Source organism: Rhizobium sp. NFR07 (genome assembly GCF_900111905.1).
GTDB lineage: Bacteria > Pseudomonadota > Alphaproteobacteria > Rhizobiales > Rhizobiaceae > Neorhizobium.
The window spans coordinates 86,819-111,639 of sequence record NZ_FOKM01000008.1 but is presented as its reverse complement, the minus strand read 5'-3'; the positions used below and the strand labels follow the sequence as shown (position 1 = coordinate 111,639).

The window sequence follows — 24,821 nt, the reverse complement described above, 5'->3', positions numbered from 1 at the left end:
TGTTACCGCGAGGTGAAATGAAGCCGGAACGGCATGAGGAGCACCATGAGCGACGACATCAACGCGCAGATCCTTGCTGAAGTGAGGCGCCTGGCAGAGGCGGTCGAACGCCTTGCCGGCCCTGCTCCTGCGGTCAACGACTGGAACGCGGCCGACTGTTTCGTCTGGGTTCCTGCCAATCAGCGCCTGCAGCCCGTGCCGAAACCGAACCGCATCGCACTGACCTTGATCCGCGGCGTCGATCATGTCCGCGACATCCTGCACGAGAACACGCTGCGCTTTGCCGAAGGCTATCCGGCAAACAATGTGCTTCTCTGGGGCGCCCGCGGCATGGGCAAGTCGTCGCTGGTGAAATCCGTGCACGAGGATGTACGCGCGTCGACCGGCCTTCCGCTGAAGCTCGTCGAGGTTCATCGCGAGGATATCGCATCCCTGCCCGACCTTCTCGATATCCTCAAGCAGTCCGGCGAGCTCGTCATCGTCTTCTGCGACGACCTGTCCTTCGACCATGACGACACCGCATACAAGTCGCTGAAAGCAGCGCTCGACGGCGGTATCGAAGGCCGGCCGGACAATGTCCTCTTCTACGCGACATCCAACCGCCGCCATCTGCTGCCGCGCACGATGATGGAAAACGAGCAGTCGACGGCGATCAATCCGTCGGAAGCGGTCGAAGAGAAAGTGTCTCTGTCGGATCGCTTCGGCCTGTGGCTCGGCTTCCACAAGTGTAGCCAGGACGACTATCTGGCGATGATCGACGGTTATGCCGCCCATTTCGATCTCGGGCTCAACCAGGAAACGCTGCATCACGAGGCGCTCGAATGGGCAACGACCCGCGGCGGCCGTTCGGGCCGCGTCGCCTGGCAATACATACAGGATCTCGCCGGCCGGATGCGCAAGCCGCTCACCCGGAACTGATATCGGACCAGCAAAACTCAAGACGCAAAAAAGCCCGGCATTGCCGGGCTTTTTCGTCGGTCCTTGAAACGCACTACATTATTCAAGGAAACTGATGGGGTTGACCGGGGTCGCATCCTTGCGAACCTCGAAGTGGACCTGCGGACGCTGTGCATCACCGCTCATGCCCGATGCTGCGAGCGTCTGGCCGCGAGTCACCTTCTGGCCGCGGGAGACGTTGATCGAGCCGGCATGGCCGTAGACGGTGACCTTGCCGTCGTCGTGACGGACGAGAACCGTGTTGCCGAGCTGCTTCAGACCGTTGCCGGCATAGATGACGACGCCGTTTTCGGCTGCCTTGATCGGCGTGCCTTCCGGAACCGAGATATCGATACCGTCATTGCGGCTGCCGTTGACGTTGGAGCCGTAGCCGGCGATCACCGCGCCGCTGACCGGCCAGCGATACTTGTCGATGCCCGTGGACTGCGGTGCTGCAGAGGTCATATCGGACTTCTTCTCGACATCACCGAGCGAAGCGGTCTCCGTCGGGGCAGCCTTTGCAGGTGTTGCGGCAGGTGCCGGTTCGGCCTTGGCGACGACCGGCTGCGGAGCGGCCTTCGGCTGTTCTACAGGCTTCTGCGGAACCGACGCGGTCTTGACCGGATCCGGCGTATCGACGCCATTTACGACCTTCAGCGTCTGACCGATGCGGACATTACCGTCCTTCAGGCCGTTCATCGACTTCAGGTCGTCAACCGACGTACCAGTCGCACGGGCGATCTTGGTCAGCGTGTCACCGCTCTTGACCGTATAGGAGCCGTTGAGCGGCTTGCCGCCGGGAGGCGTAATCTTGCCAGGCTCTGCCAGCGATTTGTCGCGCGATGGCAGGACGGCCAGCTTCTGCTCATTCTGGTTCGACGGCGCAGGCGCCCTGTTCTGCAGGTCGATATCACCGGCAGCGGTCTTGGCCGAGTTGCGGGCGGGACCGAAGGTCGGGATGACAACCGTCTGACCGGCAGCGACAGAGCCGCCGTTGGCGCGCAGGATTTCCTTTTCCGGAACGCCGTAGCGGTTGGCGAGCGTCTTTGCGGTTTCACCCGGCTTCACCGCCACACGCGGCGCGTTGGTCGTCGACCAGCCGGACATCGGCTTGATTGTGCCGGTGGTGAGATTATCCGTGTTGCGCGCTGCCGGCGGAACGATCGGGCGACTTCCGGCGTCCTGCTGCGGGAAAGGCTGGGCCATTGCCTGCTGGCGGCTCTGCGGATCCTGCTGCGAAGCACCCGGAGCGGCAAGCTCCGTGCGCTGAACGCCCATCGGGGCGGATGCAGCGCGGGCTGGAGACTGGTAGCCACCGGATGCCGGATAAGCCTGCGCACTGGCGACGTTGTTGGATCCATATTGCGGCGGCAGCTGCTGGCTCGACGCGACATCGCCGCGCGGCACCGGAGCCTGACCGTAAGCACCGCCACCCTGGCGCTGCGGGATCGATGCCGTGGTGATATTATCCGTGTTGTCGAACAGACCGGAGAACCGGGACGCGTCCGAGCTGCAGCCTGTCGCGGCACTGGCCAGCAAGGCGGCCGCTGCGAATTTTACAACGGATGTACCGAACTTGGATGAACTCTTTAGACGCATTGACTCGACCTACTCATGACGCAACCATCATGAGAGTCATTAAAGCGCGTTAGTCTTACTGGTCGGTTAAGGCGCAATTATAAAAGCTAGGTTTTTGTCAAATTGCTAACCATGTCGGGACACATGGTCAGAGCGCCGCCGCAATATGGGGAACCAAGGGCAGATAAGGGACAGTGAAGAGGTCTTCACGCTCGAAACGGCTGCCGGTCTTGGTCAGGCGCACCATCAGGCATGTATCATCTTCCTGCATCAGCGGCGCGATCATTGACCCGCCATGGGTCAGTTGTTCGGCATAGAAGCGCGGAAGCGTGGCGAATGCAGCCGTGACCAGGATGCGGTCGAACGTACCCTCTCCCGGCATCCCATTGCTGCCATCGGCCTGGCGGATAACGACATTGCGAAGACCAAGCGCATCCATCCGCTCCTGCGCTCCGGTCACAAGCGTGCGATAACGCTCCACGGTCATGATCCGCTCGGCGATACGTCCCATGACGGCCGCAGTGAAGCCGCTGCCGGTGCCGATCTCGAGTACGCGATGACCCGGCTTTACCTGCAGACGATGCAGCAGCCGGACAGCGAGATCGGCACCTTCCATGAAGGCACCGCAGTCGATCGGGATGGTGCGGCTGGAATAGGCTTCTTCGGCAAGCGGGGCCGGGACGAACTGCGACCGCGGCGTCTGCTCGACCGCCGTCAGCAGGTCGAGATCGGAAATGCCTTCGCCCCGCAGCCTCAAGACGAGGGCGGCGAAGCCTTCCTTCTCAACCATTGCCGATTTCAACCGGTCACTCCTTTAGGCGAGCGCAGATGCAAGCCGATCCTGCACCGAATAATCGGTCAGGTCCAGCTTCAGCGGCGTCACGGAAATCTTGTTCTGCTTGAGCGCCTGAATATCCGTTCCGGCCGGGAAATCGCCGCCACGTGCGGAGAATTTCAGCCAGTAATAAGGACGTCCGCGGCCATCTTCCCGTGCTTCGGTGATGAGGCCGTGATCGAGCTTTCCCTGATGGGTGACCTCGACGCCCTGAACCTCACCCGGTTCGCAATGGGGGAAATTGACATTGAGGAACGTTCCGGCCGGAAGATCCACCACCATCAGCTTTTTCAGCAGGTCCGCAGCATATTCCTCGGCAACTTCCCAAGGCGTGAAGCGACCATTGTCCTTGCGGGCTGCCTGACTGACGGCGATCGAGCGCACACCCTGGAGCGCACCTTCGATCGCACCGGCAACTGTGCCCGAATAGGTAATGTCGTCAGCCATGTTGGCGCCGTCGTTGATGCCCGACAGGATCAGGTCCGGCTTGCCGCCCATGATCTCGTTGACCGCCATGATGACGCAGTCCGTTGGCGTGCCGCGCAGGGCGTAGCGCCTGTCGTCGATCTTTCTCAGCCGCAGCGGCTCGGACAGGCTCAACGAATGAGCTAGTCCGCTCTGGTCGGTTTCCGGCGCGACGACCCAGACATCGTCGGAAAGCTGGCGGGCCACTCTTTCGAGTACCGCCAGGCCTTCCGCGTGGATGCCGTCGTCATTGGTCAGGAGAATGCGCATTCCGATAAGTCCTTCAAGCCTTTTCGATCTTCGTCAGGCCGCCCATGTAGGGCAGAAGGGCATCGGGAATTGTGACAGAACCGTCTTCATTCAGGTAATTTTCCAGAACCGCGATCAGGCAGCGACCGACGGCCGTGCCCGAACCGTTGAGCGTATGGACGAAACGCAGCGCCTTCTCGTCCTTGACGCGGTAGCGGGCGTTCATCCGGCGGCCCTGGAAATCGCCGCAGACAGAGCAGGACGAGATTTCGCGATAGGCATCCTGGCCCGGCAACCAGACCTCGATGTCATAGGTCTTGCGGGCGCCGAAACCCATGTCCCCGGTGCAGAGCGTCATGGTGCGGAAATGCAGGCCGAGACGCTTCAGGACGTTTTCGGCGCATTCGGTCATGCGTTCGTGCTCGGCGATCGAGCTTTCTGCGTCGGTGATCGACACGAGCTCGCATTTCCAGAACTGGTGCTGGCGCAGCATGCCGCGCGTATCGCGGCCTGCCGAACCGGCTTCCGAACGGAAGGACGGCGTCAGCGCGGTGAAGCGCAGCGGCAGCTTTTCCTGCTCCAGCGTTTCGGCCGAGACGAGATTGGTCAGCGTCACTTCCGCGGTCGGGATGAGGTAACGGCCGTCCGTCGTCTTGAACAGGTCTTCCTCGAACTTCGGCAACTGGCCGGTGCCGAACATCGCCTCCGCCTTGACCATCAGCGGCGAGGACACTTCCGTATAGCCATGCTCCATCGTGTGCATGTCCAGCATGAACTGGCCGAGCGCACGTTCCAGCCGGGCAAGCTGACTGGTCAGGACGGTAAAGCGCGAACCCGAGAGCTTCGTTGCGCGTTCGAAATCCATGTAGCCGAGGGCTTCCCCGATATCGAAATGCTCCTTGGCCGGATGGTTCCAGCGCGGCTTTTCGCCAACGACACGCTTTACGACGTTGCCCGATTCGTCTTCGCCGACCGGTACGTCGTCCAGCGGAATGTTGGGAATGCGCGACAGGGCATCGTCGAGTGCTGCAACCGCCTCGCGCTCTTCCTGCTCGGCGGAAGGCATCGTGTCCTTGATCTCGGCGACCTCGGCCTTGAGCTTCTCGGCCAGCTCGAGATTCTTCTGCCCCATGGCAGCGCCGATCTCCTTGGAGGCGGCGTTGCGGCGGGACTGCATGTCCTGGAGTTTCTGGATCACGCTGCGGCGGCGCTCGTCCATCGCCACGAGTTCTGCCGCCATCGGCTCGACGCCACGCTTTTTCAGCGCCTCGTCGAAAGCCTGTTCGTTGTCACGGATCCACTTGATATCGAGCATCGGTCCCTAGCCTTAAACGCGGAAAGCCACGCGCATCAGGCCAAGGGAAACCTCAAGCCTTCTCGGTCTCGGCGACGTCGGAAGAGGCCTCTTCATTGAGAGCTTCCTCTTTCCGTTTGCGCTCGACGAGTCGCGCGGCATAGATGGAAATCTCGTAGAGAAGGATGGTGGGTATAGCAAGGCCGATCTGAGACATCGGATCCGGCGGCGTCAGGACCGCAGCAACGATGAAGGCGATGACGATGGCGAACTTGCGCTTTTCCCGCAGCCAGTCGCTCGTCAGCAGGCCGACGCGGGCGAGCAGCGTGGTGATGACCGGCAGCTGGAAGACCAGACCGAACGACAGGACCAGCGTCATGATCAGGCTAAGATATTCCGAAACGCGCGGCAGGAGCGAAATGCCCACTTCGCCTTCGGACGGAGCCTGCTGCATGGCGAGGAAGAACCACATCACCATGGGGGTGAAGAAGAAATAGACCAGCGCGCCGCCCATGAGGAAGAGGATCGGCGAGGCGATCAGGAACGGCAGGAATGCGTTCCGTTCGTTCTTGTAGAGGCCGGGCGCGACGAATTTGTAGATCTGCGAGGCAATCACCGGAAACGCGATCACCAGGGCGCCGAACATCGCCACCTTCACCTGGGTGAAGAAGAATTCTTGCGGTGCCGTATAGATGAGTTCGGACTTGGCCAGATCAAGATGCGCCCAGACCACCGCCCATTTATAGGGAATGACCAGAAGGTTGAAGAGCTGCTTGGCGAAGAAGAAGCAGACGACGAAGGCGACGAAAAACGCACCGATCGACCAGATCAGGCGGGTGCGCAGCTCCATCAGATGTTCGATGAGCGGCTGCGGCTTGTCCTCGTAGTCCCCGCTCATGCTTCGTCCTTCGCAGTATCAGTCTTTTTCACGGCGCGCTTGCGTGCAGGCGCCTTAGCTGCCGGAGCTTCCGCCGCAGTTGCAACGGCTTCCGAAGTTTTCGGGGCAGCCTTGCTGCGCTTCGGCTTGGCCAAAGCATCCGTGACCACCTCAGCCGGCTTTACGGCAGCAGACTTGCCTTTCGCGGCCGGCGCCTTGGAAGACGATGCCTTGGCAGCAGCAGTCTTGGTGGCAACCGGCTTGGTCGAAGCAGTCTTGATAGACGTCGATTTCCGCGCCTTGGCAGGGGCTGCCGAAGCAGTTTCCGAGGATGCCGCCGTCGCTGCCGAAGCAGTTGCCGCCGACTTCGCCTCGGGTGTCACCGCTGTCAGCGGAGCTGCTGTGACCGCCGTAACCGGCACGGCCGGCTTGGCGGTCGGTTCGACACTGGCTGGAACCTCAGGCGCAATCGAAGCGGGTTCTGCAGCCTCGATCGCCTGCTGCGCCTCGACATCGGTCTCGCTCAGCTGAGATGCGTTGCTTTGCAGAGGATTTGGAACTTGGGTCGCCTTCTGCAGGTCGGCCTTGATATCCTGTCCCATCTGTCGAAGCGGATTGATCGCGTCGCGCAGGGCATTGGTCGGATTGAGCTTCTGCGCATCGGAGATCGTCTTGCGAACGTCATCCATTTCCGATTCACGCAGCGCCTCATCGAACTGGGCGCGGAAGTCACCTGCCATCTTACGGAAATTCGACGTCATCTTGCCGAACGCGCGCAACATGGGTGGCAGATCCTTGGGACCCACCACGACAATGAGTACGACCGCAATGACGAGCAGTTCGGTCCAGCCGATATCAAACATGCAACGAGGCTCCTGAAACCTTTAGCCGCCCGTTACGAGCGGGTGGTTTCCTTGACCTCTTCAGGCTTGTGGTCAACGGTCTTGCCGTTGGCCGCTGTGTTCGTTTCCGGGGCGTCTTCGTCGGTCATGCCCTTCTTGAAGCTCTTGATGCCCTTAGCGACGTCGCCCATCAATTCCGGAATCTTGCCACGCCCGAACAAGACGAGCACGATGACCAGAACGATCAGCCAATGCCACACACTGAAAGAACCCATTAGTCCAACTCCAATTCGTATTTCGGTATCGATGTAAGCTCTTTGCCGGGCTTTTTCAAACACCAAAATCGCATGATGCAGTAGTAATCACGCCGTCGTTAGAGGCAGTGAGATAATATTTGCGCCACCTTGCTTCCTGGCGGTCAATTGCTGCCCGTTTCGGCGGCATACCTAACCTTCGTCGCCGCCACTCGGGCTGAGAAGTCCGAGTTCCTCAAGGTCGAGCTGGGTGATCGGGTCCTCTTCGTCCGACAGATCATCGTCAATGCCAGGCATGGGGATATGCAGGCCAGGCGGGATTCGTCCGCTCAACAGACCAGCACCCTTCAATTCCTCGAGTCCAGGCAGATCCCGCAATTCCTCCAGACCGAAATGATCGAGGAAATCTGTCGTCGTGCCGAGCGTCACGGGCCGGCCCGGCGAACGCCGCCGGCCCCTGAAACGCACCCAGCCAGCCTCCATCAGCACGTCGAGCGTACCCTTCGACGTCTGGACACCGCGGATTTCTTCGATCTCGGCGCGCGTTACCGGCTGATGGTAGGCGATGATGGCAAGCACTTCGAGCGCGGCGCGGGACAGTTTGCGCACTTCGTTGTCGTCCTTACGGATGACGAAGGAGAGGTCGGCGGCCGTGCGGAACGCCCAGCGATCGCCTGTGCGCACCAGGTTGACGCCGCGGGTCGCATAGCTTTCCGCCAGCCGGTTCATCAGCGCGCCGATATCGGTTCCCTTCGGCAGGCGATCCGCCAGGAAACTCTCCGGTACCGGCTCGGCGGAGGCGAAGACCAATGCCTCGGCGATCCTCTCGGCTTCCAGATCGGAAAAGGGTTCCCTTCCCTGCTCTTCAGCCTCGGACAGATTGGTGTCGGTCATTTCGTGTTCATCGACTGCGGAAGACGTCATTCGCCGGCTCCCGGCTGAGATGTCTCGGCGGCCAGTCGGCCGGAACCGGCGCGGAGATAGATGGGCTGAAACGCGCCGTCCTGCCGGATGTCGAGCTTGCCCTCGCGCACCAGTTCAAGCGAGGCAGCAAAGGCACTTGCGGTTGCGGTCACCCGGTCTTCCGGTGGCAGATATGGCAGAAGATAGGTCTGCAGCGCCGTCCAGTCGGCGATTTCGCCGAGCATCCGAGTCAAGAGTTCGCGGGCATCGACCAGCGACCAGACCTTGCGCCTTTCGATGGTCACCTGGGTGACTGCGGTCCGCTGCCTCAGATTGGCATAGGCGGAGAGAAGATCGTAGAGGCTCGCGTCATAGGCGGACTGGACGCGGTGCGGAATATGTTCCGGCGCTCCACGGGCGAAGATGTCCCGGCCAAGCCGATTGCGGTTGATGAGCTGGCTCGCTGCCTCGCGCATCGCCTCCAGGCGGCGCAGTCGGAAGGCCAGCGTCGCGGCCATTTCCTCACCGGTCGGCCCGTCATCACCCTTGACCTGCTGGGGAATGAGCAGGCGCGATTTCAGATAGGCGAGCCAGGCGGCCATCACGAGATAATCCGCCGCAAGCTCGATGCGGACGCGCCGCGCGCTTTCGACGAACTGGAGATACTGCTCGGCGAGCGCCAGAACGGAAATGCGGGACAGATCGACCTTCTGGCTTCGGGCGAGATGAAGAAGCAGGTCGAGGGGGCCTTCGAAGCCGGCAACGTCGATGACAAGGGACGGATCGTCGGCAGAACGCTCGGTCACGTCCTGCCAGAGCTTGTCCATCGGAATGGCGCCCTGCCCCGAATTCACCGCCACTCCTGTCTACCCCTTTTTGCTCGTCAGGCGACCGCCACCATCTGATGGAACTCGGCACGCAATGCCTCTTCGTCCGCATCGTCGGGCTGTCGGAAGCCGCCTTCGACCGCCTCGGCGCGCTCCAGGCTCCTGCCGGACAGCGCTACCACCTCTTTTACCACTGCTTTCATTTCGTCCATGAGGCCGTTGCAATGCAAGACAATATCGCAACCTCCCCCCATGATTCGCGCGGCACGCTCGCCGATCGTGCCTTTCAGCGCGTTCATCGAGCTGTCGTCGGAGATCAAGAGGCCGTCGAAGCCGATATGGCCGCGGATGACCTCCTCGATGACGACAGGCGAAATCGTCGCCGGATCGCGCTTGTCATAGGCTGTGAAGACGATATGGGCGCTCATCGCCATCAACTCGTCCTTCATTGCCACGAAAGGCAGGAAATCATGGACTTCAAGCTCGGTGCGTGACGCGCTGACCACCGGCAATTCGTGATGGGAATCGGCCATGCCGCGGCCGTGTCCCGGCATGTGCTTCATAATGGGCAGCATGCCGCCGGCTTTAAGGCCTTCGGCCGCCGCCTTGCCCATGGCGGAGACGATCTTCGGATCGAAACCGTAGGCGCGATCGCCGATGACATTACTGGCGCCTTCGATCGGAACGTCTAGGACCGGCAGGCAATCCACATTCACGCCGAGCTTAAGAAGGTCGAAGGCATGCAGCCGCGACATCAGCCAAGCGGCGCGCAAACCCTTCTCCTCGTCCTGACGATACAGTTCGCCAAGGGCCGCAGCAGACGGATAGCGCTCGATCATCGGCGGACGAATGCGCTGCACCCTGCCGCCTTCCTGATCGATGAAGACGGGCGCATCGGGGCGGCCGACGGCATCGCGCATCGAAGCCACGAGGTCGGTGATCTGGGACAGCTCGATGCAGTTACGCGCAAAGAGAATGAAACCCCAGGGCCGTTCGTCGCGATAGAGCGACACCTCGTCCGGTGTCAGTTGCGCGCCACTGGCGCCGAGAACCATTGCCTTCGATACACTCATGTCAAATTGCCCATAGGAAGGAAACCAACGAAAAACGGGGCGCCGCGCGCCCCGTTATCCTCATTCAGCGTTAGCGATCAGCGTGCCACGAGGCAGCTGCCGCCGGCAGACCGGTAACGTTCGCAGAGCGCCACGGCTTCGGCCCTGTTCGCACCGGCCGGAATACGGACGCGGTAGAACGTGCCCTTGCCGGCGATCTCGGCGGCCTTGATGTCGACGCCACGTCCACCGATCACGCTGCCGAACTTGTTCGACAGGTTCTGGTAGGACTTCTGCGCATCCGCCTGGGACGGCAGCGAGGCGATCTGGATCACGTAACCACCAGCGGCAGCAGATGCGACCTGCGTGTTCTGTGCCGCAGGTGCTGCGGCCGGAGCCTGGGCAGTCGGAGCTGCCGGCGCCGGGCGGGCATTGCCCTGATCACTGACCGATGCAACGGCATTGGCCTGCTGCTGCGGACGGGTCGCCGGAACCGGCGCACGAACGTTGGAGGCAGCGGTCGGTGCTGCCAGCTGTTCGATGGCGGACGGCTCGGTGCTGACCGGCTGAACAGTGGCAACAGGATCGGTGACCGGTGCCGATACAGGCGTTGCGGCGGCCGGGGTCGACGATGCAGCCGTCGGGAAGGCTGCAGCGGTCTGCTGCGGCGCTGCCGGGCTGTCGCCACGCGCCGGAGCGGCGGCGACCTTCTCGACGCCAACAGCTGCGGCCGGAGCTTCGATTTCCTGCTCCACGAGCGTGCCGTCGGCACGGACGATCATGGTCTTGACCTTGCGCGGCATGACCGTGACGGCCTGCTGGTCGGTCGGCTGCGAGGCATCGGCCTGTTCCTGCGGCAGCAGACGCGGATCTTCTGTATCGGCGACATCCGTCATCTGGACATCGTTCTCGCCTTCCAGCGGAAGGTTGTCCGGCATCAGCGTCTTCTGGACGACATCGACCGGTTCTTCGCTGCTGGAGATCAGCTGTTCCTGGCGCGGCATTTGCGAAGCAGCACCGGCGACGCGGTCGTAAACGGCCTTGTCCTGGTTCGGAACGGTCTTGCCGCCCGGATTTGCCGGTGCGACCTTAACCGGATCGTTGTCGGCCGCGATCACGATCGGCTCGCCATTGCCGGCACCCGGGCCGGAATTGCCGAGCCATGCATAGGCGCCAGCACCGCAGACGGCGAGAATGCCGACAGCGGCGAGCGGCGCGATCCAGCGACGAACAGAACGACCGCCCTCTTCGCCATCGAGATCCTGCACGTAGTTGCCATGATCGGCGTAACGCTCGTCGTTGGCCTGAAGCGGCGTCGCGAGACTGCGGCGGAAGTCTTCTTCGAGCGCACGCTCGAAATCGTCGAGATCGGAATAGATCGACTGACCCGATGCAGCAGCAGCCGGCTGGACCGGCGCGGCGACAGGCTGCGCCGGCGTGTTGTCGCCGCGCATCGATGCAGCCGCTTCCGGAGCTTCCAGGAGCGAGGCCAATTCCGCGTCGATATCGAGATCGAAATCGTTGCGATAAAGCGGTGGCTCTTCTGCCTCGGTGACAGGTAGCGCGGGAACGTCGAGTTCGGCGATTGCCTCAACGTGCTCTTCCGAATCGGCGATCAGCGCTGGATCGAAAGCGAGGCCGTCATCCTGAGCAGTCTTAGCATCCGTTGCGACAGCGGCCGCGGCAGGCGCCTGCTGAACCGGCTGCGCAGCTGCAACCACCGGTGCCGCCACGATTGGCGCGGCAGCAATCACGGGCGCGGCAGTCATGGCCGGAGCGGACATTACCGGTGATGCAACGGGCGCAACCGACGGAGCAGCGGCAGCAACCTGCGGCGCGACGACAACCTGCGTGACAACGGGTGCCGGTGCAACGATCGGTGACTGTGTGACGGCAGGAGCCTTGACCGGCTCTACGATCTTCTTGTTTTCCTCGCCAACCATGTCGGCAAGATCGAGTTCGAGATCGTCGAGCGCCAGTTCGAATTCGACATCCGCAAACGGATCGATATCGTCGTCCAGCGACGGCGCGGCGACCGCAGGCGCCGCAGCCTTCGGCAGATCGGCCACGACTGGCTCGTTGCGGATAACCGGCGCGACAGCTACAGCCGGAGCTTCGACATGCGAAGCCTTGGAGTAGCGGTCGACGTCATAGAGAAGTTCATCCAGCGCGGAGAACTGATCGACTTCAAGCCTCGGCTCAACAGCGGGCTTCGCGGCGACCGGCTCTGCCGGGCCTGCCAGCGGAATTTCCAGCGCGGGCACCGCAACCGGAGCAACGGGCGCAGGCGCCAGCGGCTGAGCCGCGGCAGCGACGATCGGAGCGGCTGAGGCGGGTGCCGTGAAGCTCCAGTTCTGGAAAGGCTGTTCCTCGACCTTCGGCGCAGAGGCAACAGGAGCCGGCATTGGCGCCGGAACGTCGACCTTCGGCGCGACCGGGCGATCAGAGACGACGCCCGCGCCCGACCGGAAATTGGCGATCGGCATGCGGAAGCTCGGTGTGAAGCTTTCCTTGCGGCGAACGTCAGGCACCGGCTGGGCAGCCGGAGCCGCCACGATAGACGTTTCCAGTTCCTCAGCGAGATCGAAATTGTCGTAGGAGGCCGGAGCAGACTCTGGCGCAGCTACCTCAGAAGCATAGGGAAATTCTTCTGCTGCCGTGGGAACGACAGGCTCGACAGCGACGCTGACCGGCAGCTCCATCTCAGGCTCGGCCGACGCGAAATCCGTCGGTGAGACGAAATCGAATCCGTCGTCATCGAGCCGCTCCTGGTGACCAGCCTGTGCAGCCGGCTCGGAAAACGCCTGCGAAACGGCCTGTACGGCACCTGCGTGCCAAGGCTCAGCCGGAGATGAGGCTTCATCACCGAACGCAACGTCTGCATGATCGTCAAATGCCGGAGCATAGGACTGAGGTGCCGGCTCGAACACCGGCTCCACGTGATCGCGCTCGTAGGCCGCGACGGGAGCCGCAGGCTCCACCACGCCGACATCGTCGACCGGATCCAGACGCGGAGCGTCGTAACGCTCGAATTCGCGCAGAAGCTCGTCTTCGAGATTGAAAACTGGATCTCGCCGCTCGGCCGCTACCGATGCTGCCGGTACGGAGAGCGGGTCGGGCTTTGCCACCACTCGCTCCTCATAACCGACAATACGTGCAAGTTCCGCCAACGGGTCACCGTCGGCAAAGAAATCCGGTACGTCGTTCCGGCTACGCGCAAGGTTGTTATCCGCCATTGCCTCGTCCACTCACCTACATTGCTACGCTCTGCCAGAGCAATATGGGGAAATGTTGGCGTTACTACCGCATTTCTTCCGGCGCAGCCGTCCCTGCAATAGCGAGGCCAGACCTCAAAACACAAGCGACAGCACGCACCAGCCCAAGCCTGGCAATGCTCAATTCTCGGTTTTTATCGTTAACAAAGCGTAATTCCGGTTGTTCTTTACCTTTATTCCAATGCGCATGGAAGGAACTTGCGAGGTCATACAGGTAAAATACGACGCGATGTGGCTCCTGAGAGAGCGCTGCGCTTTCTATCAGACGCGGATATTCGGCAAGCTTGGCGACAAGCTGAAGCTCGTTCGAATCAGTGATTTGGCCGACAGTCGACGCGAAATCGAGCGAATCGACATCGAGATCAGGGAAAGCGTCCTTCGCCTGGCGGAAGACGGACATGCAGCGGGCGTGAGCATACTGCACGTAAAAGACCGGATTATCCTTCGACTGCTCGGTAACCTTGGCAAAATCGAAGTCTAGCGGCTCGGAATTCTTGCGGTAGAGCATCATGAAGCGAACCGAATCACTTCCGACCTCGTCCACCACTTCGCGCAGCGTGACGAAATCGCCGGAACGCTTCGACATCTTCACCGGCTCGCCGTCGCGATAGAGCTTGACCAGCTGGCACAGCAGAACGGTCAGCTTCGCCTTGCCGTCGGACACGGCGCGGGCGACGGCCTCCAGGCGCTTCACATAGCCCCCATGGTCGGCACCGAGCACATAGATCATCTCGTCGAAGCCGCGGTCGTACTTCTCCTTGAAGTAGGCGACGTCGGCCGCAAAGTACGTGTAGCTGCCGTCGGACTTGATCAGCGGACGGTCGATATCGTCGCCGACCTCGGTCGAACGGAACAGCGTCTGGTCGCGGTCTTCCCAGTCTTCCGGCAGCTGGCCCTTCGGCGGCGGCAGCTTGCCCTTGTAGACATGGCCCTTGAAGGTCAGATCGTTGATCGCCGCCCGGATCAGCTTGGCGCCATCGGCGTGCAGCGTGCGTTCGGAGAAGAAGACGTCGTGATGGACGTTCAACGCGTTCAGATCCTCGCGGATCATCACCATCATCGCCGCGACCGCCTGATCCTTGACGATCGGCATCCAGTCTTCTTCCGGCATGTTGTGCAGCCGAGGACCGTATTCATCCGCCAGCGCCTTGCCTACCGGCACGAGGTAGTCGCCCGGATAGAGACCGGCGGGGATCTCGCCGATGTTTTCGCCCAGAGCTTCGCGGTAGCGCAGGAAGACGGAACGCGCCAGCACGTCGATCTGGCCGCCAGCATCGTTGATGTAATATTCCTTGGTGATGTCGTAGCCGGCAAATCCCATGAGGTTGGCCAGCGCATCGCCGACAACGGCGCCACGGCAATGACCGACATGCATCGGGCCGGTCGGGTTAGCCGAGACATATTCGACATTGGCCTTCAGGCCGGCGCCGATCTTGGAGCGGCCGTAGTCGGTGCCCTCGGCGATCATCACAGCCAAGAGACGCTGCCAGTAGCCGGTCGATAGGCGAATGTTGATGAAACCCGGGCCGGCAACGGAGACTTCGCTGACATCAGGATCATCGCGCAGGGCAGCGGAAATCAGGTCCGCAAGCGCACGGGGATTCGTGCCGAGCGGCTTGGCCAGGACCATCGCTGCATTCGTGGCGACATCGCCGTGGCTCTGGTCGCGCGGCGGCTCGACAGTTAGTCGTCCGAAATCGACTTCGCTGCGCTTTTCCTTGATGATATCAAGCGTTTCAAGCGCATTCTTAATTCTCTGATCGAAGTCGGCGAACAAATTCATGTCTTTTCACCCGCGCGTTTCATCGCGCGAACCCTTGGAAAGCCGTTGATATTGGGTGGAGGCCCTAGCGCAAATCGGGAGTCCGGTCAAACAACTCGCCGTGAACGCGGATTGCATAGGTATCCGTCATTCCGGCCAGATAATCGGCCACATGACGGGCGCGCGCACTCTTTTTCAGGCCGGAAATATGATTGACCCAGAAGTGGCTGCGCATCAGCGTCGGGTCTTCCATGTATTTCGAGAAGAGGTCGGTGACGATCTGAGACGCGCCCGCGCGGATACGCATGATTTCGGGGTGGCGGTAGATGCGCGAGAACAGCAGCTTCTTGATCAGCCGGTCGGTCTCGGCCATGTCCGGCGAGAAGGTGGCAATCACCCGGCCGGCAGCCCGCACCTCGGCCGCACTGCCGGGCTGCACTGCGGCAAGATTGGACTGCGCCACGCCGATAACATCCTCGACCATATGGGTGATCTGCCGGCGGGTGACCTCATAGGCGAAGCGGGTCGGATCGAGATCCGGGTAGCGATCCCTTACCTCCTTCATCAGCCCGGCGAGGAACGGCACCTCTTCCAGCATGTCGAAGGTGAGAAGTCCCGAGCGTAAACCGTCATCAATGTCATGGGTGTTGTAGGCAATGTCGTCGGATATGGCGGCAACCTGCGCCTCCAGGCTGGCAAAGCTCGCCAATTCCAGATCATGCAATTCGCAATAGTCGCGGATCGGCTGCGGCACCGGCCCATGGGTGCCCTCGCCCTTTGCATCGAGCAGTGGACCATTGTGCTTGACCAGACCTTCGAGGCTTTCCCAGGTCAGGTTTAGGCCATCGAATTCGGCATAGCGGCGTTCGAGCTTGGTCACGACCCGCAGCGACTGGGCATTGTGGTCGAAACCGCCATAGGGCTTCATCACTTCGTCCAGCGCGTCCTCGCCCGTGTGACCGAAGGGCGTGTGGCCGAAGTCGTGGACCAGAGCCACGCCTTCCGCCAGATCCTCGTCGAGCTTGAGGGCACGAGCCAGCGCACGGGCTATCTGGGCGACCTCGATCGTATGGGTCAGGCGCGTGCGATAATGGTCGCCGTCGGGGCTGATGAAGACCTGGGTCTTGTGTTTCAGGCGGCGAAAGGCGGTCGTGTGGACGATGCGGTCCCGGTCGCGCTGGAATTCCGAGCGGGTCAGGCTCGTCTGTTCGGGAAACATCCTGCCACGGGACGCCCAGGGATCGGATGCGTAGACCGCCCGCTCGCCGCCGCCGAAACCCAGCGCTCTGGTATCGATTGTCATGCCTTCACCTGTACTTCGTCCCTGCTCGCCCATTGACGCGCCATTCACGTCTTCATACCTATAGTGAAACCGCGCGCAAAGCCGGTGACAATCGAATTGGTATCTTCGAGCTGTTAAGGGCCTCGCCCGAAGCTCACCGGGCCTTGAACCCGGCAGGAGACGAAAGACATGACTGAAAACGTAACCCTCTCGGATGCAGCGGCCAAGCGCATCTCACAGATCGTCGCTGCCGATGCGGGCAAGCAGGCGCTTCGCGTCTCCGTCGAAGGCGGCGGCTGTTCCGGCTTTTCCTACAAGTTCGACTTGGCCGAAGCACCTGCGGATGATGATGTCGTCATTTCCAACGGTGATGCCAAGGTCCTGATCGACAGCATGTCGCTGATCTATATGGCGGGCTCCGAGATCGACTTCGTCGACAACCTGCTCGGCCAGTCCTTCCAGATCAAGAACCCGAACGCGGTTGCCAGCTGCGGCTGCGGCACCAGCTTCTCCATCTGACGCCAATCGACGATCTTTCCCTTTCCTCTCGCGCGCTATCGGCTAAAAGAGACCGATAGACTGCGAGGGTGAAGGCATGAACATCGCGACCTGGAACATCAATGGCGTCAAGGCACGCATCGACAACCTGCGCCAATGGCTGACCGATTCGTCGCCGGACATCGTCTGCCTGCAGGAAATCAAATCGGTCGACGAAGGTTTTCCCCGCCTCGAGATCGAAGCTCTCGGCTATCACGTCGAAACTCACGGCCAGAAGGGTTTTAACGGCGTTGCCATCCTGTCGAAGACGAAGCCCGACGAAGTGATACGCGGCCTGCCCGGTGGCGAAGGTCCCGATGGTACGATCGACGAGCAGTCTCGCTATATCGAATGCGTCTTCTCGGTGCCCGGAGGCGCAATCCGCGTCGCTTCAATCTATCTGCCGAACGGAAATCCCTCAGACGATCCGGTCAAATATCCCTACAAGCTCGCCTGGATGGAGCGCCTGCGCCGCCATGCGCAGGCCTGCCTCGAACTGGAAGAGCCGCTGATTCTCGCCGGCGACTACAATGTCATCCCCGAGCCGCATGACTGCTTCGATCCGTCCGTCTGGGCGACCGACGCACTCTTCCTGCCGCAGACGCGCGCCGCCTTCCGGCGCCTGGAAAATCTCGGCCTCGTCGACGCGGTGCGCGCGACGACCGATGCGACCCGGCTCTATTCCTTCTGGGATTACCAGGCAGGCGCATGGCAGAAAAACAACGGCATCCGCATCGACCATCTGCTTCTGTCACCGGAAGCCGCCGATCGCCTGAAGGCGACCTCGATTGAGAAGCATGTGCGCGCCTGGGAAAAGCCGTCCGACCACGTCCCGGTCATCGGCATCTTCGATTTCGCTTAAGTCCTGCTGCAGGTCTTTCCATGCGCTTCTACCGCCCGAAATTCCAGCTTGCGGCCTTGCAGCCACCACAGGATCGTCTCGTATCCAAACTTGGTGGCCGTCCCTGGGGCTTTCCACAATCACGCTGGTCGATCTGCAGCGACTGCGGCGATCCGATGAGCATGGTCGCGCAGCTGGAACATGCCCTGCCGATGATTGATCTCGGCGTGCCGGGTAGCGTGCTGCACCTCTTCTACTGCGCCAATATGCTGTGCATGAGCTATGGCGATCCCACCTCCTGCGAGGCCGTCGTGCTTCGATGTGAGGAGATCAGCAGTGGCCTGACCGAACAGCCGCTTAACAAGGATGGCGAGCAGGTCGTCAATGACGAGGTCTGGATTGCCGGATGGGGAACGCATGATGATCCGGTGACACTCCAGCAGCTGCCGTCATTTTATCATGACCAGGCGCATAGGAAACTGCCGGAAGAGATCGCCCATCCCTACGATTTTGATCTCGGCTGGTATACGAAGGCAGGCGGGGCTCCCTACTGGACCGGACACGGTGTGACGCTCGATCCGTCACACACACCTTTCCCGCCCTTCGAGCTTTTGCTGCAGATTCACGAAACGGTTTATCTGGAAGGCGAAGTTCCGGTCGAGGAGCTTGTGGACAACTCGATCAACCTCTTTGAACATACGAGCTTCGACCGCGTGGCCTACTGCGTCAATTTCGCCAATCTGGGAACGGGTACAGGGTTTATCTTTATTGATCGCAGCTCAACGCCTCCGCTCGTGCGATGGCACTGGAGCCCCTGACCTTCAGCCGAGATAATGCATTCAGACGTGCTGCAGCACGTTGATCATTCTGCCGAAGGGATCGCGGAGGAAAAATCGCCGCACGCCCCATGGTTCGTCGGCGGGGCCATATTCGATGGTGCAGCCTTGCGCTTTCGCTCGAGCCAGCACGTCTTCGAGATTGTCGACTTCGATGGATATGTCGGCGAAAGGCGCGCCGGAGCCCGCATGCTGCGCGACGCTTATCTGCGGCGTGGTCGTCGCGTCGCCCGCGAAGGTCACGATCCAGCCGTGATCCATGGCGAGTTCGAGATCAAAGAGATCGGCGTAAAACGCCTGCGCACGGGCAGGATCGTCACCTGAGATATTGGGAACGATCCGCCGAACAGCCATCGTTCCCCCTCACCCTCAGTCGTCCGTATCAGCCAGCTGGTGCGACATGGCGACGGCGCTGCGACGCTCCTGTTCGCTGGCCATCGAGAAGGCCTGCTCCTGCAGCTGTTCCATCCAGCCGCAATCCTTGGAGGCACAGCGGTCGAGCGCCGCAGTCAGGAAGGCGAGGCCGCGCAGTGTCTGGCCTTCCTGGAACAGGATGTTGCCGAATACGGCCATGGCGCCGGGATGGCCGCTCTTGCGGGCCTGATTCAACCACTTCTTGGCCTGCTGGATATTGGCGCCACCACCGTCGCCGGACAGCATCATCTTGGCGAGCTGGAATTGCGCTTCCGGAACGCCGAAGGTGGAGGCAACCTGAAAATAGAGCTGGCGGGCCTGATAGAGATCCGTCTTGACCGGGCTGCCGGGGATGCCGTGGCTATAGTAGTCCGCGAGCGATAGCAGCGCGTTGACGAAGAATCCCGTATCTTCCGAACCCGGTTCGACACCCTGGGCGGCGATCTCGTTATAGATCTTGAAGGCTTCGTAGTCGTCCTTGGCCACGCCGTCGCCATAGGCATACATGTTGGCGAGCGCCCAGCGCGAGCCGGTATGGCCCTTTTCGGCGGCATAGCGATAAGCTTCGACGGCGTCTTCCTTCTGGCCGTTCTTGTAGGCCTTGAAGCCGAATTTGAAGAGATCGAAGGGACCCGATTCCTTCGACACTCCGGCCTTGATGTCAAAGGCCGGTGCCGATCCGGCGCAAAGCATCGCCAGCGACATTCCAAGAAGCAATACTCTCATGGATCCAGTGCCAGACTTCCGCATGGTTCAGTTTCTTTCAACCCGTGACATGGCCGCTCGGCCAGCGATCAGGGCGTGGTTTTTTGGCCTCGCGGTAAGAAGATCCGAACCAGTCGATCCGGACATCCTGCCTCCCTTCAGGCTGAAGAAACTGTAAACGTCATTTTCGGCAAGACTAGGACCCGCCAACAAAGCTTCGGCTGCAACGGAAAATGGATGGGAAATCCATCGTCCGGCGACACTAAAGCCCCGTTTATCTTCAACAAACCCGCCCATGTTACTCCAGCATGCACGTCCCGCCCCCGCAGGCCGCGCTTTCTATTTCCTTATCGCTGCGCTCTGTTTGTGGCGGGAAGTGGACATAAAGCCTGCTCCCCGGGCGCACGAGCACCGTCACAGAAAAGTGTTGCCAAATCGTCACAAAATGTGACGTCTGTAACACGCGCGAAAAGGCCCGGCAGAAACCGGGCCTTTTCAGATCGAAGATTTGCGTCAGAACTTGACCCTGAGAGAAGTCGAGACGGCCGCGACGAGATCGCTGTCATAGTCGTAGGTCGCCTCGTTGCCGATCGTTTCGCCATCCACGACCATCGACTTCGAGTCGCCACCCGTCATCAAACCGAGGACACCGGCAAGGCGGATCTCGATATTCTTGGTGGGCGCATAGGAAACGCCGGTGGTGAACAGCCAAGTGTCGGACTGGGATCCGTAGTCGCCCGAGGTTCCACGGTCCCAGGTGACGCTGACGGCACCGCTCCACTGGTCATTGAACTTATGACCGATACCGCCGGTGACCGTCCAACCATCGCGATAACCAAGGTCGAGCGAGGTGACTTCGATACCGCCACTGTAGAACGGAATGCGCTGCAACTGGCTCCAATCGGTCCACTTGACCGACCCGAAGGCCAACCAATCCTGTGCTATACCGGACTGAACCTTGAGCTCTAGCGCGTCCGGCATTGCAGTCGAACCGGTAACGTTGGTGACAAGGCCACTGTAGGGATTAAGGCCAACGGGAAGCTGGGTCAGATCTACCGTCCCCGAAACTCCGTCGAGCTTTACTTCGCTGTAATAAACGAGACTGGCTCGGAACGCATATTCCGGAATTTCATAGGCAACACCGGCCCGCCAACCCCAACCATCTCCCTCAAGATCAAGCCGGCCCATGCCGTTGCCGGCAAAACCGGGAGCAATAAGACCAAGCAACTCCGGCGCAATCACAAGGCGCTCCTTGAAGCCATCCATTTCGAGATAATTGGCCCCGCCGATGACACGCAGCTGCCCCGGACCGGCATCGAACTTGTAGGAACAGGTCAGCGCGTAATTGTCGCTGTTGATCTTCGTCTCGACGTTCTGATACGCACCGGCCCAATTCGCACCAGGCTTGGAGTGCGCGCCATAGGGCTGAGAATAATCGAACATGCAGTCGAAGCCTTCGTAACCGGCTTTCGCTCCAATCCGGGGCGACCAGTAACTTTCGGTATCGTCGGCACTCGATGAGTAACCAAGAGAATTCAGCGTCGGGGCCGTGTCGAGCGGCGCATCAAACTCGGTGGTATCGCGAACGTTCTTCAGTCTACGCTGCGGCATGACGAAGGTTGCTGTCGACTCGACTGCAAATCGCGACGTATCGAATAGCAGGTCGATATTGTAGCCGCCTCTCTCGATCCCTCCCGCGAATGCCGGTGCCTGCAGAACTCCAACGGCCGCCACCGCAAGAACTCCGCGCGCCATATACTTGCTTACCATTTTCTCTCCCACTCCCGGTAAATTACCGGCGCCACTCTAGAGGGTTCACCCTAAACAACAACTTTCGGCTGTCGGGGCGACTGCACTGCACAATCGCCAAAAATTTACGTAAACCCATCAGCTAAGGGGACAGAATCGACCGACACGAGATGAAATTACCTTCATCCCGTGTCGATCGGATAGGGCCGTAGAATTTTGTATTGTAGGATTTGTTCGCTGTGGCAATGTGGCCACATTGCGTCTTTCTAATATTGTGCAGGCGCACAATGAGCGATCGGCACTCGCTTTGCTTATTAAAAATGCCGCACCCGTCGCCGGATGCGGCATTTCCATTTCAGAGCGGCTCGCGGCTTGATCAGCCTGCTTCGGCGATTCGCACGAGCGCGGTCTTGAGGTTTGCCTGCTGGATTTCCAGCTCGGCATAACGTTCACGGTCCGCCGCAACAACTTCCGGATCGGCGTTGGCGATGAACTTCTCGTTGGAGAGCTTCTTGTTGAGGCGCTCCATTTCCTGTTCCGTCTTCACGACCGCCTTTTCGATGCGGGCCTTTTCGGCAGCAAGATCGATCAGGTTTCCGAGCGGCAGGCAGGCCGTTGCCTCTCCGACGACGATCTGGGCCGCACCCTTCGGGGCGACATCCGCAGGCTCGATGCTTTCGACACGCGCAAGACGGCGGATGGCCGCGTCATGCTGGCGCATGCGGAACGCCGTCACCTCATTGGCACCGACGACGATCAGCGGTGCGGTGGCAGACGGCGGGACATTCATTTCCGAACGCGCCGAACGCAGGCCGGAGACGATGTCGATCAGCCAGTTGATCTCGTCCGCCGCACCATCGTCGGCGAAATCGGAGACCGGCCAGTCGGCATGGGCGAGCAGCCCGTCACGGGTCGCCGTATGTGCCCACAACTCTTCCGTCATGAACGGCATGAACGGATGCAGCAGCGCGTAGGCCTTCTCCATGACATAGGCCATGCAGGCTTGGGCCTCGGCCTTCGCCTGCTCGTCTTCGCCCATGAAGACCGGCTTCAGCAGCTCGACATACCAGTCGCAGACCTGGTTCCAGACGAAGCGATAGAGCGCGCCGGCCGCCTCGTTGAAGCGCTGGGTCTCGATCGCGGTCGTCACTTCTGCCGCGGTGCGCGACAGCTCGGTCAGGATCCAGCGGTTGACGGTCAGCTTGGCGTCTTCCGGCTTGAAGTTTTCGTCGCGCGCAACACCGTTCATCTCGCCGAAGCGGGTGGCGTTCCACAGCTTGGTGCCGAAGTTGCGATAGCCGGCGATGCGGGCCGGATCGAGCTTCACGTCCCTGCCCTGCGCCGCCATGATGGCCAGCGTGAAGCGCAGCGCGTCGGCACCGTATTCGTCGATCAGCTCCAGCGGATCGATGACGTTGCCCTTCGACTTCGACATCTTGTTGCCGTTCTTGTCGCGAACCAGCGCATGGATGTAGATCGTGTGGAACGGCGCGACGCCATTGCCCTCGGCATCCTTCATGAAGTGCAGACCCATCTGCATCATGCGGACGACCCAGAACGGGATGATGTCGAAGCCGGTGACGAGAACGCTGGTCGGATAGTAGCGCTCCAGTTCCGGCGTCTTGTCGGGCCAGCCGAGCGTCGAGAACGGCCACAGCGCCGACGAGAACCAGGTGTCGAGGACGTCCTCGTCACGGGTCAGGATATCACCCGGCTGGAAGTTCTCGAGCTTCTCCTGAACCCAGGCCTTCCACGGACCTTCATGCGCCAGATAGTGCTGGACGGCAGCGTCGAGCGCTTCTTCCTCGCTCTTTTCGACGAAGCACTGGCCGTCCGGACCGTACCATGCCGGGATCTGGTGGCCCCACCAGAGCTGGCGCGAAATGCACCAGGGCTCGATGTTTTCCAGCCAGTTGAAATAGGTCTTTTCCCAGTTCTTCGGAACGAAGTTGGTGCGGCCGTCGCGCACGGCATCGAGCGCCGGGCCTGCCAGCGCCTTGTTGTCGACGAACCACTGGTCGGTCAGCATCGGTTCGATGACGACGCCGGAGCGGTCGCCGAACGGCTGCATGATCTTCTTCTTCTCGACATAGGGGATGTCGTTGCCTTCGGCGTCCTTGATGGTGACGCTCAGGCCCTCGGCATTGATCGCCTCGATGATCTTGGCACGCGCGGCCATCCGGTCGAGGCCGCGATACTCTTCGGGAACCAGATTGATCTCGTCGACATCGTTCTCGCTCGGCAGCTTGCCGGACTTGGTGATCGCAAGCGCCTGCGCGGCGCAGACCGCATAGGGCTCACCGTCGTCGCGCATCGCGGCCTTCGTATCCATCAGGCGATAGAGCGGAATGTCGTTGCGCTTGGCGACCTGGTAGTCGTTGAAGTCATGGGCGCCGGTGATCTTGACCGCACCGGAGCCGAAATCCTTCTCCGGATATTCGTCGGTGATGATCGGGATCAGGCGGCGATGCTCCTTCGGTCCGACCGGGATCTCGCAAAGCTTGCCGACGATCGGCGCATAGCGTTCATCGGACGGATGAACCGCAACCGCGCCATCACCCAGCATGGTTTCCGGACGGGTCGTGGCAATCGAGATGTAGTCCCGCTCTTCGGACAGGGTGACGTTGCCGTCGGCGTCCTTCTCGACATAGGTGTAGGTTTCGCCGCCGGCCAGCGGGTACTTGAAGTGCCACATGTGGCCGTCGACTTCCTTCGACTCGACTTCCATGTCGGAAATCGCCGTCTCGAATTTCGGGTCCCAGTTGACCAGCCGCTTGCCGCGATAGATCAGGCTCTGCTTGTAGAGCGTGACGAAGACTTCGAGCACGGCCTTGGACAGGCCCTCGTCCATGGTGAAACGCTCACGCGACCAGTCGCAGGATGCGCCGAGACGCTTCAACTGGTTGAAGATCAGGCCACCGGATTCGGCCTTCCACTCCCAGACCTTGTCGACGAAGGCCTCGCGGCCCATGGCGCGGCGGCCGGGAAGCTGACGCTCCGCCAGCTGGCGCTCGACGACCATCTGCGTGGCGATGCCGGCATGGTCCATGCCCGGCTGCCACAGCACGTCCTTGCCGCGCATGCGCTCGAAGCGGACCATGATGTCCTGTAGCGTGTTGTTGAGCGCGTGGCCCATATGCAGCGAGCCGGTGACATTCGGAGGCGGGATGACGATGGTGAAGGGTTCCGCACCCCGCTTCGCGTTGGCGCCGGCGCGGAAAGCGTCGGCATCGTCCCAAGTCTTGGCGATCTTCGGTTCGACGGCGGCGGAATCGTAGGTCTTATCGAGCATTTCCTGACCCGTTTTT

Annotated in this window: 21 protein-coding genes; 4 read left to right on the top strand and 17 right to left on the bottom strand. The window is 61.0% G+C overall.

The window, feature by feature from the left end; translation table 11 throughout:
• The first annotated feature begins 45 nt into the window (after positions 1-45).
• Positions 46-918, top strand: a complete 873-nt coding sequence (locus tag BM216_RS18015; protein ID WP_093000596.1) for an ATP-binding protein — start codon at positions 46-48, stop codon at positions 916-918.
• 78 nt (positions 919-996) lie between these two features.
• Here the strand turns inward: BM216_RS18015 and BM216_RS18010 are convergent, their stop codons facing one another.
• The 13 genes from BM216_RS18010 to BM216_RS17950 form a co-directional block, all read right to left on the bottom strand.
• Positions 997-2,535, bottom strand: coding sequence for a peptidoglycan DD-metalloendopeptidase family protein (locus tag BM216_RS18010; protein ID WP_093000595.1), 1,539 nt, complete (start codon positions 2,533-2,535; stop codon positions 997-999).
• Between the two features lie 127 nt (positions 2,536-2,662).
• A complete protein-coding gene (locus tag BM216_RS18005) occupies positions 2,663-3,316 on the bottom strand; it encodes a protein-L-isoaspartate(D-aspartate) O-methyltransferase (protein ID WP_093000594.1) in 654 nt (217 codons plus the stop codon).
• A 12-nt stretch (positions 3,317-3,328) separates the two neighbouring features.
• A complete protein-coding gene (gene surE, locus BM216_RS18000; RefSeq protein WP_093000593.1) occupies positions 3,329-4,084 on the bottom strand; it encodes a 5'/3'-nucleotidase SurE in 756 nt (251 codons plus the stop codon).
• 13 nt (positions 4,085-4,097) lie between these two features.
• Positions 4,098-5,378, bottom strand: coding sequence for a serine--tRNA ligase (gene serS, locus BM216_RS17995; protein WP_093000592.1), 1,281 nt, complete (start codon positions 5,376-5,378; stop codon positions 4,098-4,100).
• Positions 5,379-5,430: 52 nt separating this feature from the next.
• Positions 5,431-6,255, bottom strand: coding sequence for a twin-arginine translocase subunit TatC (tatC, locus tag BM216_RS17990; protein WP_093000591.1), 825 nt, complete (start codon positions 6,253-6,255; stop codon positions 5,431-5,433).
• Positions 6,252-7,097 carry a Sec-independent protein translocase protein TatB gene (tatB, locus tag BM216_RS17985; protein ID WP_093000590.1) on the bottom strand — a complete coding sequence of 282 codons (846 nt, stop codon included), beginning with the start codon at positions 7,095-7,097 and terminating at the stop codon, positions 6,252-6,254. Before tatB ends, tatC begins: the two co-directional genes overlap by 4 nt.
• Positions 7,098-7,129: 32 nt before the next feature.
• On the bottom strand, positions 7,130-7,351 hold the full coding sequence (locus BM216_RS17980) for a twin-arginine translocase TatA/TatE family subunit (RefSeq protein WP_093000589.1): 222 nt from the start codon (positions 7,349-7,351) through the stop codon (positions 7,130-7,132).
• Between the two features lie 171 nt (positions 7,352-7,522).
• Positions 7,523-8,224 carry an SMC-Scp complex subunit ScpB gene (scpB, locus tag BM216_RS17975; protein ID WP_093000739.1) on the bottom strand — a complete coding sequence of 234 codons (702 nt, stop codon included), beginning with the start codon at positions 8,222-8,224 and terminating at the stop codon, positions 7,523-7,525.
• A 26-nt stretch (positions 8,225-8,250) separates the two neighbouring features.
• On the bottom strand, positions 8,251-9,060 hold the full coding sequence (locus BM216_RS17970) for a segregation and condensation protein A (RefSeq protein WP_093000738.1): 810 nt from the start codon (positions 9,058-9,060) through the stop codon (positions 8,251-8,253).
• 56 nt (positions 9,061-9,116) lie between these two features.
• Positions 9,117-10,133, bottom strand: a complete 1,017-nt coding sequence (gene nagZ, locus BM216_RS17965) for a beta-N-acetylhexosaminidase (protein WP_093000588.1) — start codon at positions 10,131-10,133, stop codon at positions 9,117-9,119.
• Positions 10,134-10,210: 77 nt separating this feature from the next.
• Positions 10,211-13,348, bottom strand: a complete 3,138-nt coding sequence (locus tag BM216_RS17960; RefSeq protein ID WP_093000587.1) for an SPOR domain-containing protein — start codon at positions 13,346-13,348, stop codon at positions 10,211-10,213.
• A gap of 64 nt (positions 13,349-13,412) precedes the next feature.
• The gene (argS, locus tag BM216_RS17955) at positions 13,413-15,170 is read right to left on the bottom strand and encodes an arginine--tRNA ligase (protein ID WP_093000586.1); all 1,758 of its coding nucleotides are present in this window, start codon (positions 15,168-15,170) and stop codon (positions 13,413-13,415) included.
• A gap of 64 nt (positions 15,171-15,234) precedes the next feature.
• On the bottom strand, positions 15,235-16,452 hold the full coding sequence (locus BM216_RS17950; protein WP_093000585.1) for a deoxyguanosinetriphosphate triphosphohydrolase: 1,218 nt from the start codon (positions 16,450-16,452) through the stop codon (positions 15,235-15,237).
• 168 nt (positions 16,453-16,620) lie between these two features.
• Here BM216_RS17950 and erpA point away from each other — a divergent pair, with 168 nt between their 5' ends.
• The 3 genes from erpA (at position 16,621) to BM216_RS17935 (ending at position 18,627) form a co-directional block, all read left to right on the top strand.
• On the top strand, positions 16,621-16,950 hold the full coding sequence (gene erpA / locus BM216_RS17945; protein WP_093000584.1) for an iron-sulfur cluster insertion protein ErpA: 330 nt from the start codon (positions 16,621-16,623) through the stop codon (positions 16,948-16,950).
• Between the two features lie 76 nt (positions 16,951-17,026).
• Complete coding sequence (gene xth, locus BM216_RS17940) at positions 17,027-17,830, top strand: exodeoxyribonuclease III (protein WP_093000583.1); 804 nt, start codon at positions 17,027-17,029, stop codon at positions 17,828-17,830.
• A 20-nt stretch (positions 17,831-17,850) separates the two neighbouring features.
• Entirely contained in the window at positions 17,851-18,627 is a 777-nt protein-coding gene (locus BM216_RS17935; RefSeq protein ID WP_093000582.1) for a hypothetical protein, read from the top strand.
• Positions 18,628-18,648: 21 nt separating this feature from the next.
• On the opposite strand, the gene BM216_RS17930 is transcribed toward BM216_RS17935, so the two are convergent.
• From BM216_RS17930 to BM216_RS17915, 4 genes are all read right to left on the bottom strand, one after another.
• Positions 18,649-18,999 (bottom strand): VOC family protein, encoded by a 351-nt coding sequence (locus BM216_RS17930; protein ID WP_093000581.1) that lies wholly within the window; start codon positions 18,997-18,999, stop codon positions 18,649-18,651.
• A gap of 15 nt (positions 19,000-19,014) precedes the next feature.
• Positions 19,015-19,809 (bottom strand): exopolysaccharide production regulator ExoR, encoded by a 795-nt coding sequence (gene exoR, locus BM216_RS17925; protein WP_093000580.1) that lies wholly within the window; start codon positions 19,807-19,809, stop codon positions 19,015-19,017.
• A 468-nt stretch (positions 19,810-20,277) separates the two neighbouring features.
• Complete coding sequence (locus BM216_RS17920) at positions 20,278-21,534, bottom strand: OmpP1/FadL family transporter (RefSeq protein ID WP_093000579.1); 1,257 nt, start codon at positions 21,532-21,534, stop codon at positions 20,278-20,280.
• A 355-nt stretch (positions 21,535-21,889) separates the two neighbouring features.
• Positions 21,890-24,805, bottom strand: a complete 2,916-nt coding sequence (locus BM216_RS17915; protein ID WP_093000578.1) for a valine--tRNA ligase — start codon at positions 24,803-24,805, stop codon at positions 21,890-21,892.
• Positions 24,806-24,821 lie beyond the last annotated feature (16 nt).

Excerpts from the sequence above, each read along its gene's own strand:
- BM216_RS18015 (WP_093000596.1), top strand. The coding sequence starts at position 46 with ATGAGCGACGACATCAACGCGCAGATCCTTGCTGAAGTGAGGCGCCTG.
- BM216_RS18010 (WP_093000595.1), bottom strand. The coding sequence starts at position 2,535 with ATGCGTCTAAAGAGTTCATCCAAGTTCGGTACATCCGTTGTAAAATTC.
- surE (WP_093000593.1), bottom strand. The coding sequence starts at position 4,084 with ATGCGCATTCTCCTGACCAATGACGACGGCATCCACGCGGAAGGCCTG.
- serS (WP_093000592.1), bottom strand. The coding sequence starts at position 5,378 with ATGCTCGATATCAAGTGGATCCGTGACAACGAACAGGCTTTCGACGAG.
- tatC (WP_093000591.1), bottom strand. The coding sequence starts at position 6,255 with ATGAGCGGGGACTACGAGGACAAGCCGCAGCCGCTCATCGAACATCTG.
- tatB (WP_093000590.1), bottom strand. The coding sequence starts at position 7,097 with ATGTTTGATATCGGCTGGACCGAACTGCTCGTCATTGCGGTCGTACTC.
- BM216_RS17980 (WP_093000589.1), bottom strand. The coding sequence starts at position 7,351 with ATGGGTTCTTTCAGTGTGTGGCATTGGCTGATCGTTCTGGTCATCGTG.
- scpB (WP_093000739.1), bottom strand. The coding sequence starts at position 8,224 with ATGACCGACACCAATCTGTCCGAGGCTGAAGAGCAGGGAAGGGAACCC.
- BM216_RS17970 (WP_093000738.1), bottom strand. The coding sequence starts at position 9,060 with ATGGACAAGCTCTGGCAGGACGTGACCGAGCGTTCTGCCGACGATCCG.
- nagZ (WP_093000588.1), bottom strand. The coding sequence starts at position 10,133 with ATGAGTGTATCGAAGGCAATGGTTCTCGGCGCCAGTGGCGCGCAACTG.
- BM216_RS17960 (WP_093000587.1), bottom strand. The coding sequence starts at position 13,348 with ATGGCGGATAACAACCTTGCGCGTAGCCGGAACGACGTACCGGATTTC.
- argS (WP_093000586.1), bottom strand. The coding sequence starts at position 15,170 with ATGAATTTGTTCGCCGACTTCGATCAGAGAATTAAGAATGCGCTTGAA.
- BM216_RS17950 (WP_093000585.1), bottom strand. The coding sequence starts at position 16,452 with ATGACAATCGATACCAGAGCGCTGGGTTTCGGCGGCGGCGAGCGGGCG.
- erpA (WP_093000584.1), top strand. The coding sequence starts at position 16,621 with ATGACTGAAAACGTAACCCTCTCGGATGCAGCGGCCAAGCGCATCTCA.
- xth (WP_093000583.1), top strand. The coding sequence starts at position 17,027 with ATGAACATCGCGACCTGGAACATCAATGGCGTCAAGGCACGCATCGAC.
- BM216_RS17935 (WP_093000582.1), top strand. The coding sequence starts at position 17,851 with ATGCGCTTCTACCGCCCGAAATTCCAGCTTGCGGCCTTGCAGCCACCA.
- BM216_RS17930 (WP_093000581.1), bottom strand. The coding sequence starts at position 18,999 with ATGGCTGTTCGGCGGATCGTTCCCAATATCTCAGGTGACGATCCTGCC.
- exoR (WP_093000580.1), bottom strand. The coding sequence starts at position 19,809 with ATGCGGAAGTCTGGCACTGGATCCATGAGAGTATTGCTTCTTGGAATG.
- BM216_RS17920 (WP_093000579.1), bottom strand. The coding sequence starts at position 21,534 with ATGGTAAGCAAGTATATGGCGCGCGGAGTTCTTGCGGTGGCGGCCGTT.
- BM216_RS17915 (WP_093000578.1), bottom strand. The coding sequence starts at position 24,805 with ATGCTCGATAAGACCTACGATTCCGCCGCCGTCGAACCGAAGATCGCC.